Source organism: Bacillus sp. FJAT-27916 (assembly GCF_001183965.1).
Lineage (GTDB): Bacteria > Bacillota > Bacilli > Bacillales > Pradoshiaceae > Pradoshia.
The window spans coordinates 3,533,271-3,546,977 of record NZ_LFZV01000001.1; the positions used below are offsets into that span (position 1 = coordinate 3,533,271).

Annotated in this window: 14 protein-coding genes and 1 other annotated feature; of the genes, 9 read left to right on the plus strand and 5 right to left on the minus strand. The window is 44.6% G+C overall.

The features are described from left to right. Positions 1 to 36 precede the first annotated feature (36 nt). Complete coding sequence (gene dhaQ, locus AC622_RS17320; RefSeq protein ID WP_049672188.1) at positions 37 to 1,035, minus strand: DhaKLM operon coactivator DhaQ; 999 nt, start codon at positions 1,033 to 1,035, stop codon at positions 37 to 39. After that, on the minus strand, positions 1,016 to 1,597 hold the full coding sequence (gene dhaS / locus AC622_RS17325; protein WP_049672189.1) for a dihydroxyacetone kinase transcriptional activator DhaS: 582 nt from the start codon (positions 1,595 to 1,597) through the stop codon (positions 1,016 to 1,018). Before dhaS ends, dhaQ begins: the two co-directional genes overlap by 20 nt. A gap of 177 nt (positions 1,598 to 1,774) precedes the next feature. On the opposite strand from dhaS, the gene dhaK reads away from it, so the two are divergent. After that, on the plus strand, positions 1,775 to 3,529 hold the full coding sequence (gene dhaK / locus AC622_RS20800; protein WP_082197200.1) for a dihydroxyacetone kinase subunit DhaK: 1,755 nt from the start codon (positions 1,775 to 1,777) through the stop codon (positions 3,527 to 3,529). Positions 3,530 to 3,563: 34 nt separating this feature from the next. On the opposite strand, the gene AC622_RS17335 is transcribed toward dhaK, so the two are convergent. Next, on the minus strand, positions 3,564 to 3,923 hold the full coding sequence (locus AC622_RS17335; protein WP_049672190.1) for a hypothetical protein: 360 nt from the start codon (positions 3,921 to 3,923) through the stop codon (positions 3,564 to 3,566). A gap of 257 nt (positions 3,924 to 4,180) precedes the next feature. On the opposite strand from AC622_RS17335, the gene AC622_RS17340 reads away from it, so the two are divergent. The 8 genes from AC622_RS17340 (at position 4,181) to AC622_RS17375 (ending at position 11,838) form a co-directional block, all read left to right on the plus strand. Then, positions 4,181 to 4,963 carry an ABC transporter ATP-binding protein gene (locus tag AC622_RS17340; protein ID WP_049672191.1) on the plus strand — a complete coding sequence of 261 codons (783 nt, stop codon included), beginning with the start codon at positions 4,181 to 4,183 and terminating at the stop codon, positions 4,961 to 4,963. 11 nt (positions 4,964 to 4,974) lie between these two features. Further along, a complete protein-coding gene (locus tag AC622_RS17345) occupies positions 4,975 to 5,886 on the plus strand; it encodes an ABC transporter substrate-binding protein (RefSeq protein ID WP_049672192.1) in 912 nt (303 codons plus the stop codon). Between the two features lie 38 nt (positions 5,887 to 5,924). Further along, positions 5,925 to 6,851: an iron-hydroxamate ABC transporter substrate-binding protein gene (locus tag AC622_RS17350; protein ID WP_049672193.1), complete on the plus strand. Its 927-nt coding sequence runs from the start codon at positions 5,925 to 5,927 to the stop codon at positions 6,849 to 6,851. 8 nt (positions 6,852 to 6,859) lie between these two features. Continuing rightward, a complete protein-coding gene (locus AC622_RS17355) occupies positions 6,860 to 7,861 on the plus strand; it encodes a FecCD family ABC transporter permease (protein WP_049672194.1) in 1,002 nt (333 codons plus the stop codon). A 31-nt stretch (positions 7,862 to 7,892) separates the two neighbouring features. Further along, a complete protein-coding gene (locus AC622_RS17360; protein ID WP_049673054.1) occupies positions 7,893 to 8,855 on the plus strand; it encodes a FecCD family ABC transporter permease in 963 nt (320 codons plus the stop codon). 88 nt (positions 8,856 to 8,943) lie between these two features. Continuing rightward, positions 8,944 to 9,188 (plus strand) — a binding site (T-box leader). 86 nt (positions 9,189 to 9,274) lie between these two features. Continuing rightward, on the plus strand, positions 9,275 to 10,489 hold the full coding sequence (gene tyrS, locus AC622_RS17365; RefSeq protein ID WP_049672195.1) for a tyrosine--tRNA ligase: 1,215 nt from the start codon (positions 9,275 to 9,277) through the stop codon (positions 10,487 to 10,489). A 410-nt stretch (positions 10,490 to 10,899) separates the two neighbouring features. Continuing rightward, entirely contained in the window at positions 10,900 to 11,391 is a 492-nt protein-coding gene (locus AC622_RS17370) for a glutathione peroxidase (protein ID WP_049672196.1), read from the plus strand. Between the two features lie 9 nt (positions 11,392 to 11,400). After that, complete coding sequence (locus tag AC622_RS17375) at positions 11,401 to 11,838, plus strand: MarR family winged helix-turn-helix transcriptional regulator (protein WP_049672197.1); 438 nt, start codon at positions 11,401 to 11,403, stop codon at positions 11,836 to 11,838. 25 nt (positions 11,839 to 11,863) lie between these two features. Here the strand turns inward: AC622_RS17375 and AC622_RS17380 are convergent, their stop codons facing one another. Together AC622_RS17380 and AC622_RS17385 are read right to left on the minus strand one after the other, a co-directional pair. After that, complete coding sequence (locus tag AC622_RS17380; protein ID WP_049672198.1) at positions 11,864 to 12,196, minus strand: HIRAN domain-containing protein; 333 nt, start codon at positions 12,194 to 12,196, stop codon at positions 11,864 to 11,866. Positions 12,197 to 12,269: 73 nt separating this feature from the next. Continuing rightward, complete coding sequence (locus tag AC622_RS17385; protein ID WP_049672199.1) at positions 12,270 to 13,460, minus strand: M20 metallopeptidase family protein; 1,191 nt, start codon at positions 13,458 to 13,460, stop codon at positions 12,270 to 12,272. Positions 13,461 to 13,707 lie beyond the last annotated feature (247 nt).

Sequence of the window (13,707 nt, forward strand, 5' to 3'; positions counted from 1 at the left end):
GCAGGTCCCACCTTATCCACCCATTCACGAAACGGCTCACCTCCAGCTCGCCGTTTCCACTTCTCTTCTCAGCCATTCCTCCCACAAAGGATTTTCTATCTTCAGCAAGCTCAATGAGATTCCCTTCATGTCCAAGGAAGTAAGCTGACTCCCGACCTTCACAAAACGGACGTTCAGCCCCTCTAGCTCGCAAAGTCGGCGAATGTCATTGGCAAAGACGTATTGTTCCATTAGCGGCACAGCTCCTAATCCATTCACGAGGACAGCATAGGAGTCTCCCTTCTGCCAGCGATAAATGCTTTTAAGCTTGTTCATCAGCTCGATAGCCAATTTTTCAGAGGAATGGAAGGGCTCTTTCCGATATCCGCTCTCACCATGGATCCCAATCCCATAGAATACTTCGTTATCCAAAAGTCTAAAAGGTGTCTCCTCACTTGCCGGATTATTGGCTGGTGAAAGGGCTACCCCTAATGTATGAAGCCTGCTGGTCACTTCTTCTCCAAGCTTCTTAAGTTGAGGAAGGGAGCAGCCGTCTGCCGCTGCAGCACCGAGAATCTTATGAACAAGCACGGTACCTGCCACACCTCTTCTTCTTTTCTCATAGGAATTATCATCCTCTACTGATACATCATCACTCACGATGATATGATCAATGTTCCATCCCTCTTCCTTCGACATTGCTTCTGCCCTTAGGAAGCTTTCTAGATCTGCCTCAAAATTCTTGATGATAAGGAGGATTGGCTTATGTTTATCGACCATTCGGATGGCAGCTGCAATTTGCTCAGCTGTTGGCGGGATGAAGATTTGACCGCAAACCGCCATCGAGAGCATTCCTTTCCCTACATAGCCGAAATGAGCAGGCTCATGGCCGCTCCCGCCCCCGCTGATGAGAATGACCTCCTCTAGATCCCAGAGGTCACTCCGGTAAATAATCTCATGCTCAGGATCATAGCTAACCCTTCCCCTCTGTTCAAAATAAAAGCCGTTCAGCATATCATTCACTGCACCTTGTACTTCATTGAGTATCTTTTTCATGGCCTCTCCCTCTCATCGCTGTTTGCAGCATATCATTCATCATATTCTTCATCAGGGCCGACATAACGACCTTGTCTGTCTGGCAATCTTGTTCAATCCAATCTTGAATCATTCCTACAAATCCATGGCTGTAGAAAGAGGCTAACAGCTCTTTCTCAGCAGCAGCAATGGACTGTTTTTCCTTCATCATTTCTTTATCGATAATCTCAAGAGAGAGATTCTTCGTATGTTCAAATAAGTAGCCATTAAAGGAATTCTGCTCCGTCACCGTAAAGGCGTTACGATAGAAGCGCCGGTTTCTGCTGAAGTATGACAGCAGCAGTTCAAGAATATTCTCCCACCTTTCATATCCAATGAAATCGGTTATATTCTCCTGTGTCTCCTCCTTATAAATCCAGCCGAGCAATTCATATTTATCTTGAAAATGATAATAAAAGGTCTGTCTTCGCATTTGGCAGTTTCCCATAATATCACTGACCGAAATCTTGTGGAAGGATTCTGTTTCCATCAGGTCTTTCAACGATTTCGCGATGATTTTCTTTGTAATGATCGATGAAGTCATAGATTACCATCCCTATCAAATAGTCCTTTTATTATACAAAAATATGATAGAAGCAACCAATTTTGACAAATCGAGGTTTTTGTCCGTTTACGATAAAACGCTTTCAATCTATGATAGGGATTATACGGAAATCTAGTTAATCTATGGTTCTAGATGAATACCAGGAGGCGGTAAGATATGAAAAAGATCATCAATAAACCAGAGGACCTCGTCATTGAAATGGGTTATGGACTCGCTTTGGCCCATCCAGAGCTGGAATTCCTCAAAAAAGATAAGATCATTAAGAAGAAACAAATCAATGAAAGCAAAGTAAGCCTTATTAGCGGCGGCGGCAGCGGACATGAACCTGCACATGCCGGCTTTGTCGGAAAAGGCATGCTCGATGCAGCCATCTGCGGAGATGTCTTCGCATCCCCTTCTCAAATCCAAGTATATCAAGGGATCAAAGCAGCAGCTGGCCAAAAGGGCGTCCTCATGATTATCAAGAATTACAGTGGGGATATGATGAACTTTAAGAATGGCGCTGCCTTGGCAGAAGAAGATGGTATCCAGGTTGAATATGTGAAGGTTGCGGATGATATGGCGGTAGAGGACAGCCTCTATTCTGTCGGCCGCCGCGGCGTTGCGGGTACTGTGCTCGTTCATAAGATTGCAGGCGCTGCAGCAGAGGAAGGAAGAGACTTACAGAGCGTGAAAGAAGCTGCTGAGAAGGCTGCCGCGAATGTACGCAGCATCGGCTTTGCCCTAACCTCCTGTACGGTTCCGGCAAAAGGAACACCTACCTTTACACTTGGTGAGGATGAGATGGAATATGGTGTCGGCATCCACGGTGAGCCAGGTATTAGGCGCGAAAAGATGATTTCTGCAGATGAATTGGCAGAAAGAATGACAAGTGACCTACTACGAGACCTTGGCATTGATGAAAATACGAAGGAGCTGGCTATTCTCGTCAACGGATTTGGCGCGACTCCTCTCCAGGAGCTATACTTGCTCAATCATTCTGTCATTCGTGAGCTTCATCAACGGGGCATAAAGGTCTACCGTACATTTGTAGGCAATTATATGACAAGCATTGATATGGCAGGAGCCTCCCTGACATTCATGAAGCTGGATGATGAGCTGAAGCAATTATTATCAAGCCCATGTTCAGCCCCTGCCTTCAGGGTGGATGGTCCAGTTGAACTGGTTGATTACATTTTAAACAGTGATTTCTCCGAGGAAAAGGCCGTCTCTTTTGAAGTGGAGACAAGCGAGGAAAAGGCCGTAATCAATGATGAGGCATTAAGCCTTGATAATATCATCTATCTCGTGGATAAAATGAGTGAGGTAATTATCAAAAATGAAATTCCATTCTGCGAGCTCGACTCCCATGCCGGTGACGGAGACTTTGGGATGAGTGTAGCCAAAGGCTTCAAGCAGCTTAAACGCGAATGGAATACGATCCTCGAACAAGAGACGTTATCAATCGAATCCTTCTTGGATTCCTCCTCCATGGTCATCATGGAATATTGCGGCGGCGCATCTGGTCCAATCTGGGGTTCTGCCTTCCGCGCTGCCGGGAAAGCAGCAGCTGGCAAGAAGCAGCTAACTGTCGAGGAATTTGCTGAAATGCTGCAGGCTGCCCTAAAAGGCATTCAGGCAACTGGTGAGCGCTCCTTCGGCAGAGGCGCCGTTGTTGGCGATAAAACCCTTGTGGATGCATTCGCCCCTTGTGTAGACTCCTGGATGATGAGTGCCAAAGCAAACGAAGACTTTAAAACCGCCTTCGAAAAAGGAGCCGCAGCTGCTGTGGCAGGAGCTGAATATACGAAGGAAATCGTTGCCCGCATGGGACGCGCTGGAACAGTCGGAGACCGCAGTCTCGGCCATCCAGATGCAGGTGCACATGCTCTCGGAATCATTTTCACAGAGCTTGCCCAAAGCCTGCGCTAAAGGAAAAGACCGCTGAAATCAGCGGTCTTTTTGGCTATTTTCTAATAGTCACCTGCTCAAGCAGCCCCTTCAAGGTAGAGAGCCGCATTCCATACAGTTCTTTGATTGCAAGCCCTAATGACAGCCACAGCGTCGTTCCCTCAGAATTTCTTTCCATCGGTCCTACCGTAGATTCAAAAGTGCCGAATAATTCAGCTGTTTCCAAAAAACGATGCTGATAATTGTATTTCTGCATAGCTAATAGCAGATGGACTGTATCACGAAATTGAGGCTCCTGTAATAATTGCTTCGTCATCTCTCCGGTATCTCCAATTCCGTACACACAATCAAAAATAGCGTTTATCTTATCTTTATCCAAGTAAGGCAACTCTTTATCATTCAATTGGACGGGCATCTCTTCTCTCTCCTTCCCAGGGTGCAGTCTTTGTATCTATTATTTTTATATAATATTAACTATTTTCATATGAGTTAAACAACGATTCGTTCCCTTCTGTCTCTTTCCTATACGCCCTGTATCCCCACATTCAATCTAGCCTCGGGCACCCATCATTAACCAATAATTACCTTGACAATCTTTAACAAATATTTGATAATCAAAGCACAAGATTCGGTTGATAATGATTATCATTTTCACCAAAAGGAGAGAGCACTATGAGAATAGAAGTGAACGATGTCGTCGTCGGCTATGACAGCACAGTCATTGTTGATGGCTTGACTATTCGGATTCCGGATGGTCAGATTACCACAATCATCGGCTCTAATGGCTGTGGTAAATCAACTCTATTAAAAGCAATTACACGTATTATTCCTTACCAAAAAGGACAAGTTCTCCTTGACGGGACAGACATTCATCAAAAGTCAACAAAAGCCTTGGCCCGCGAGCTTGCCATCCTTCCCCAGACACAAGATAGTGCCGTTGGATTATTGGTTGAGGAATTGGTCTCCTATGGCCGTTTCCCCCATCAGTCCGGTCTCAGCACCTTAAAGAAAGAAGATAAAAGGGTAATTGAATGGGCGATGGAAGCGACAAACACATTGGTTTTTCGCCATCATTCAGTTGATGAATTATCCGGCGGACAAAAGCAGCGGGTTTGGATTGCGATGGCACTCGCTCAAAACACGGATATCATCTTCCTCGATGAGCCAACCACCTATCTTGATATGGCCCATCAATTAGAGGTGCTCGAGCTATTGGAAAAGCTGAACGAGGAAGAAAATAGAACCATCGTGATGGTGCTTCATGATCTTAATCATGCAGCCAGGTTCTCTCATTATATGATTGCCCTTGAAAAAGGCTTAATTGTCAAAGCCGGTACTCCGGATGAGGTGATGACGCCTGATGTGCTGAAAAAGGTCTTCCAGATTGATGCAGTCATTGATAAGGACCCACGCTTTCATAAGCCTATTTGCACTACATACAATCTAATCAAATAGAGGAGAATACCATGAAAAAATGGATGTTATTGATATGCACCGCACTAATCCTTGTACTGGCTGCCTGCGGCAAAACTGATTCTGCTACGGATGAAAAGGCAAGTTCAAAAGACACTTCTGATACGATTATCTATCAATCTTCTAAAGGCGATATCGAGGTTCCATCTAAGCCGGAGCGCGTAGTTGTGCTCTCCTCCTACGCTGGGGATTTAATCAAGCTGGGGGTCAATATTGTCGGGGTTGATTCCTGGTCCATGGATAATCCGAACTTCAAGGAAGGGTTGGCTCATGCAGAGATTGTTACGAATGAGGATTTAGAGAAAATTCTCGAGCTTGAACCAGATCTTATCATTGGACTCGACAATGTTAATAATGCGGATAAACTGAAGGAAATCGCACCAACTGTCCTATTTACATACGGCGAATACGATTATCTGCAGCAGCATATTGAAGTTGGTAAGGTTGTGAATCAAGAAGAGAAAGCCGCAGCATGGGCAGAAGACTTCAAAAAACGAACCCAAGAAATTGGAAAAGACATCAAATCCAAAATCGGTGAAGATACGACGATAACTGTGGCTGAGAATTATGAAAAACAAATGTATGTGTTCGGGGATGCATGGGGACGCGGCACAGAAATCCTTTATCAGGGGATGGGTTTAAAAATGCCTCAATCCGTTATTGATCAAGCCTTAAAACCTGGTTATGCCGCCATTTCACAGGAAGTGCTGGATGACTATGTCGGCGATTACCTCCTGCTTAATCTTTGGCAGGATACCTCCTTCACTGATTCAGAATGGTACAACAATATCGAGGCTGTCAAAAGAGGCCAGGTATTATTGACTGATGGGCCTGCCTTCTACTTCAATGATGCCTTATCCCTTGAATATCAACTAGCTTCAATTGAAAAGTTCTTCTTGAAATAATGGAGTATACGAAATATTAAGTATGGGAGATTAGTAACATGAAAAAACGGCTTATTTTTTTACTAACAGCAATGATGATGTTTCTCGCAGCGTGCGGGAACGAGGAAGCTTCCTCAGGAGATGAATCAAAGGAGAAGGATACCACCACTGAAACAATTACCTATGAGTCTGAAAGCGGTCCGGTTGAAGTACCGGCTGATCCAAAACGGGTTGTTGTTCTTTCCCTTTATGTAGGAGACCTGCTCGAAATGGGGGTCAATGTAGTCGGCATGGATTCCTGGTCCTATGATAACCCCGAATTCGCAAAAGCTTATCCAGACGCAGAAATCGTCGAAAGCACAGATTACGAAAAAATCATTGAGCTTGAGCCAGATTTGATCATTGGCTCCAACAATGTTGAAGATGCCAAAAAGCTTGAAGAAATCGCGCCAACCGTCTTATTTACATATGGGAAGCTTGATTACTTGGATACCCGCATGGAGATTGGAAAAGTCCTGAATAAAGAAAAAGAAATGCAGGCTTGGATGGATGAGTTCAAAGAGCGTTCTGCTTCTTTAGGAAAAGAAATCAAAGCAAAAATTGGCGAAGATGCAACGGTTACAGTCGCTGGCTATGCTGATAAACAAATCTTCTTATTTGGAGATAGCTGGGGCCGCGGAACGGAAATTTTGTACAAGGAAATGGGCTTAAAAATGCCTGAGGCTGTTGCCGATGTGGCACTTGAACCGGGTTATTTCGGAATCTCTGAAGAAGTACTGGGAGATTATGTGGGTGAGTACCTTGTCTTAAATGTAGCTGAAACAGAGAAGGATACCTCCTTCCTTGAATCAAACGCCTATAAGAATATTTCTGCTGTCAAGAATGGGAATGTCTTTTATGCAAACGGTGCATCCTTCTATTTTGCTGATGCTTATTCATTGAATTATCAATTGGATTTCTTTGAAAAGCATTTCTTAGGAAAGTAAGGAAGTAAATGCTTATGAAGACATCCTATCTCACTATTAGTAAATGGCTGCTTGCTGTTCTCCTCCTATTCGGGGTGACTTTCCTGGCATTAAGTCTTGGGGCTGCGAGGACCACCCTGCTCGATATATATGAAGCAATCACAGGGAGAAGCGGTGGAGCTTATTATGATATTTTGAGAGATATCCGCTTTCCGCGTGTCATTGCGGCTTTCTTTGTCGGCGCTGCGTTAGCCGTTGCAGGGGCCATCATGCAAGGCATGACTCGAAATCCGCTTGCTGACCCCGGTCTTTTAGGGCTGACAGCCGGAGCCAATCTAGCCCTTGCGATCACCATGGCCTTTCTTCCCGCCCTGACGTTCCTCATGCTCATGTTCAGTTCCTTTATTGGTGCCGCAGCCGGAATGCTTCTTGTATTTGGAATAGGAATGACTTCGAAAAACGGCCTCTCTCCGCTGAAACTTGTTTTAGCCGGCGCAGCCGTTTCTCTCTTCTTACAGGCCATTTCTAGCAGCGTCGGTATCTTATTTAATGTTTCGAAGGATTTAAGCATGTGGACAGCCGGCGGATTGGTCAGTACGACATGGGATTCACTCATCATCGTCCCGTTCATTGTTCTTGGACTAGGTGGGGCTGTCTTTTACAGCAGACAGCTGACCATTCTTAGCCTGAACGAGGAGCTGGCCAAAAGTTTGGGACAGAAGACAACCTTCATAAAGATCATCCTAATGGTCATTGTTGTCATATTGGCAGGAACCGCCGTTGCCCTGATTGGCAATCTATCCTTTGTCGGACTGTTTATTCCGCATATTGTGCGAAGAATCGTCGGAGCAGATTACCGAGCCATTATCCCGATGTCGATTCTTGCTGGCGGTACCTTCATGATTTTGACAGACTTTGTTAGTCGAATGATCTTCGCACCGTTAGAGATTCCTGTGGTCGCGTTGGTGGCTGTGATTGGACTCCCATTCTTCCTATTCTTAGTCAAGAAAGGGGGACGAACATTTGCGTAAACAAAATCACGTCCGCCTCATATATGGAGTTATGCTAATCTTGCTGCTTCTGAGCATTCTCGCCGGCATCAGCCTCGGCCCATCTGCTGTTGGACTCAGTCAAATCATTCCAACTCTGATAGGGGAAGGTTCCTTTAAGGAGGAGTTCATTCTCCTCTCAGTCCGGATGCCGCGTGTGTTTATTCTGGCCTTGGCTGGTATGGCCTTAGCGCTTTCCGGCGCGATTCTGCAAAGCCTGACTAAAAATGATTTGGCTGACCCCGGCATTATTGGTATCAATGCTGGTGCCGGCATGGCTATCACCATCTTTTATTTATTCGTTGACGCAAATCTTGACTACTATACGTATCAATTGCCGGCTGTCGGTTTTGCCGGCGCAATTATAACGGCCGTCTTGATTTATGGTATGACTGTAGAAAAACAGAAAGGCATCCAGCCCGTCAAGCTGGTCCTGATGGGAGTCGGCTTCGCCTCAGCCCTTTCTGGCTTGATGGTCATTCTTATCTCTGGAGCCAGACAGGAAGATGTTCAATTCATCTCGAGATGGCTGGCGGGCAGTATATGGGGGGCAGATTGGCCATTTATTCTTGCACTCCTGCCCTGGCTGACAATCTCTGTGCCAATTTTATTGTTCAAACAGCGCGCCATGAACCTGCTCGCCTTGAATGAAACGGTCGCTAAGGGGGTTGGTGTCCATGTCAATCGTGATCGCGTCATCCTTTTGATTGTGGCAGTAGCCTTGGCAGCATCCTCCGTATCGGTGGTTGGGAATATCAGCTTTATCGGCCTGATTGCTCCACATATCGCCAAACGGTTGGTCGGAGCAAGGCATCAAAGCTTCTTATTCCTGTCACCTTTGATTGGTGCAGCTATCTTAATTACCGCTGATACCATCGGCCGCATTATTTACAGTGAACAAACCATACCAGCGGGAATTATCGTATCCATCATTGGCGCGCCCTATTTCTTATATCTTTTGAAAAAAACGTCCTGAGTGGATTGACAAATAACCTCCTCTGCTGTTTAATTATGGTTAATATCTGCATAACGAAGATTTGTTTCTGACATTTCGGAGTATAAGAGGAAAAGCGTTGAAGAGAACGAGTAGCTCTAATGGAACTTACAGAAAGCAGCCGGCAGCTGAGAGGCGCAAAGGAAAGTTAGAGTGAATACATCTCGGAGCTGCGTACCGAACTCACAGTAGGCTACGCCGGGGAAAGCATCCGTCATCATGGCAAAGGTATCGCTCAAAAGCCGTACCTAGTGAGAAGAGTTGTGTGAGCAGCTCTTGAATAAAGGTGGTAACGCGTTTAAATACGCCCTTTAGGCATATAGCCTAAAGGGCGTTTTTTGTTTTTTACTCTTATAGAGCTTGCTATATTAATTCTTTTAATATTACAAGGAGATGTTCGTATGTTTTTAAAACCTGAAAAACAATTGGAAATCATTCAAAAAGGCGCAGACACCATCGTTGACAGAGAGGAATTACACGTAAAACTTGAACGATCATATAAGGAAAATCAGCCCCTGATAATCAAGCTCGGTCTTGACCCATCTGCTCCGGACATTCACCTTGGACACGCGGTTGTCCTTCGCAAGATTAAGCAAATGCAGGATCTAGGCCACCATGCCGTCATCCTGATTGGTGATTTCACCGGCCGCATCGGCGACCCGACTGGCAAAGCAAAGGGCCGTGTTGCGCTCAGTGATGAAGTTGTAAAGGAAAATGCAAAAACATATTGCGAGCAAATATTCAAAGTGCTTGATCAGGAGAAAACAACTGTCCGCTTTAATAGTGAATGGCTGTCGAAATTGACCTTTGAAGATGTCATTAAATTAGCGGCCACCACATCGGTTGCTCGTATTTTGGAAAGAGATGATTTCCAAAAACGCTACCAAAACCAGATACCAATCGGCATCCATGAATTTTTCTACCCGCTCATGCAAGCATACGATTCCGTGGAATTAAAGGCAGATATTGAACTCGGCGGTACAGATCAAACCTTCAATATCCTCATGGGGCGTACGCTGCAAAAACATTTCGGCCTGGAGAAACAAATCGCCATCTTCATGCCGCTTCTTGAAGGATTGGACGGCAAAGAAAAGATGAGCAAAAGCTTAGGCAACTACATTGGTGTGAACGAAGCTCCTGAAGTGATGTTCAAGAAGGTAATGGAAATCCCTGATGAACTGATTATCAAATACTTCGAATTAGCGACAGATGAACATCCACAACAAATAGCAGCTATCAAAGCTCGCTTAGAAAACGGGGAAAATCCGCGAGACATCAAAATTGAGCTCGCTCAGATTATCACCGCCCTGTACCACGGTGAGAAGACAATGAAGGAGGCAAGACAGTACTTCGAGACGGTCTTCCGCAAAAGAGAGCTGCCCAATGACATTCCGACCATCCAATTGGAGGACGCTCAAGAAACCATCACAGATGTTATCCCGAATCTCATCGAGCATGGACTTGTCACTAGCAAAAGCGAGTTCCTCCGCTTAGTGAAGCAAAACGGCGTCTCCCTCAATGGGGAAAAGCTGACATCTGAAACATTGAATCAGACCATTGCCAGCGAGGATGTCATTCAGATTGGGAAGAAACGATTCGTGAAAGTCATTAAATAATCGATTACAGGCAGAGAAGCTCTGCCTGTTTTTTTGATAAATAGCTCTAGATGGTCATAAGGAAGAACATTTATCAAAAAAATCCGGAATTATTTATGATAAATGAGCCTAAGCTGATGATTTTGACTACAGGAGCTTGGTTAGCATTAAATTCATCGTGAAATCTTTGTCATTTCTTGTTTTATGGGCGAAATGATAAGGCTTAAGAGCGAAAGATTTGACTTTAAGGGCGAATTCACCAGCCTATGGGCAGACTACAAGCCGTATGAGCGAAATTCGTTTCACTACGCCGCAACTAACAAACTAACCAACTAGTAACCCTATCATCACAAACCGTAACCTTTGGTAAGAATGACCATTTTCTGTATAATTAAATCGTACACGATACAATTATATGGAGGAGGATTTGCATGAAAACAGTCTATGATTTCCAAGTGAAGAAAACAGACGGATTAATGCAGCCGCTGGATATGTATGAAGGAAAGCCGCTTTTAATCGTGAATACGGCCAGCAAATGCGGCTTGGCCCCCCAATTTAAAGGCTTACAGGAGCTGCACGAGAAATTTCAAGAAGACGGCTTCCAGGTCCTTGGGTTTCCATGCGATCAATTTAACAATCAAGAATATGACGATATTGAAGAGACGACACAATTTTGTCAGATGAATTATGGGGTAAGCTTTCCGATGTTTGCGAAAGTCAAGGTCAATGGGAATGAGGCTGATCCTCTGTTTCAATATCTGACCCAGCAGCAAAAGGGTTTGCTCGGTAAGCAGATTAAATGGAATTTCACCAAATTTCTCGTTAATGAAAAGGGTGAGGTCATTGAGCGTTATGCTCCCACAACTGAACCCCAAAAGATTGAAGAAGATATCCGAAGTGTCATCGAGAATGCAAGTCGTTAGGTGAATGATATGGAAGAGTTTTTTACACTGAGAAAGCAATTATGCTTCTCCCTCTATGAAGTCTCAGGCGAATTTACGCGATTGTATACAAATGCCTTAAAGAAATTTGGTTTAACCTATCCCCAATACTTAGTATTGCTGAGCTTATGGGAAAAAGACCATGTGACCATGAAGGAATTAGGCGAGCACGTCAATCTTGGGACAGGTACATTAACCCCGATGATTTCCCGTATGGAAGCAAACGGATGGCTGAAGAAGGAACGCTCAAGGCTTGATGAACGCAAAGTGTTTATCTCCCTTGAGCAAAAAGCATGGGACCAAAAGCCGCTTATCACTTCAAGAATTGAAGTTGTGTTTGGGAATTGTGAGATTGATTTTGCTGAATATGAAGGTCTTATGCAGCAACTGGCACAGCTTAAGAACAAACTGACTAAGCAAACCTCTTGATTGAAAAAGGAGTCTGATGGCATTTTCAGACTCCTTTACTTTCCTCTTCTGTTATTACTTTTTCCTCCGGGAGCACCTTAGCAATAACGGTGTCTTTCACAATAAACGCCACTTCTCCTGCGCATACCTCATCAAACGAGTCATAAATCCGTCCGGCACTTTGCGTTCCTTTGGCAACCGTTTGATAATTATTGGCGACATATCCGACCTTGCCGATTGTCTGAAGCTCCGCTTGAATCGCTTCATCATCCTGCTTATTATCATGGTCTTTTCGCAGAATGACCTTCTGTCCCACCTTAAAAATCTCCGGGCCAAAGTAATGGCTGACCCCTACAATCGAAATATATTTCTCTGCCATCACAATTCTCCCCCACCGTATATTTTTGTTACTTTCTCCTCTATTTATATACGTTTCTCCCTTGGAAAATGTTTCATGAGGGTTTATTCGATTTGAGCCACATCGTCGCTGCATTGGCATGCATGGCTGCACCTATCGGTAAGATATCCTCGTTGAACTCAACCTGAGGATGATGCATCGGAAACCCATAGTGAGGATTTTCTTCTTTCGACCCAGCTCCTAGCAGGAAATAGACACTCGGCACCTTATACCCGTACGAAGCAAAATCTTCAGAGCCCATTCCTCCGCCTTCAAAGGAAATGACAGCTTGATCTCCAACAATATCCTTTACATAAGTGGACAATTGGTCGGCGAGCGCATCATCATTCTTCAAAGGAGGAACAGATGCCACGACCTCAAAGTTTGCTTCTCCTCTAAACAGCTTCGCTGTAGAGGTGACAATTTCTTCTAGTCTTTTTTGAATAAAATCGCCTATGTCTACATCCAAATAACGGATGGTCCCTTCTAATACCGCTTGGTCAGGGATAACATTATGCGTATTCCCTGCCTGGAACTTTCCGACTGTGATAACCGCAGATTGGATAGCAGACACTTCTCTAGCAATGATTTCTTGCATGGAGAGATAAATATGCGAGGCGATATTAATCGGATCAACACCTGTTTCCGGCATCGCCCCATGGCATCCGACCCCTTTGACCGTAATACGGAAGATTGTGCAGCCGGCAATGCTTGTTCCATGTCCATACAGGACCGTATTTGTCGGTGTGCCTGAATGAACATGCAGGGCCATGGCCGCATCCACCTTAGGGTTTTCCAAAACACCTGCCTGAATCATCCGTTTTGCTCCCTTGAAGCCTTCCTCGTTCGGCTGAAAGATAAGCTTAACCGTTCCTTCAAGCTCATTTTCATGCTCTTTTAATAGCTTAGCCGCTCCTAATAGCATAGTCGTATGAACATCATGTCCGCATGCATGCATCTTTCCATTCGTCGCTTTAAAGGAATAATCAGTCTCCTCCGTAATCGGGAGTGCATCCATATCCGCCCTCAGCATGAATGTTTTTCCCCCGTCCTTTTTACCGGCCAAGGCAACAATTCCGCTGTCACAAATCTCCTCAGGATCGTATCCGAATTCCCGTAAACGCTCCATCACGTATGCGGTTGTTTGCGGAAGATGGTCCCCCACTTCAGGGTTTTGGTGGATATGCCGCCTATAGTTGATTAATTCATCTTTCATGGCTTGTGCTTTTGCTAAATAGTCGTTCATTTAGACCCTCCTGTACTTTTTATTTTCTAATAATAATTTACACTGGGCATCTCTCATTTATCCACATATTTAGGCAAATTTTGTCGTATCCCTTTCTTGGTTAGGGATTGATTATCTGTTACGAACGAGCTGATCCATTCACATAACTGGGCCTATCTGCCTCTCCTATTCATCTATTCCCCCCAGTTTTTGCTTGCTTCCTAATTCGTTAGCTGTCATCCTATGTTCTCTATTTCGCACATATCAA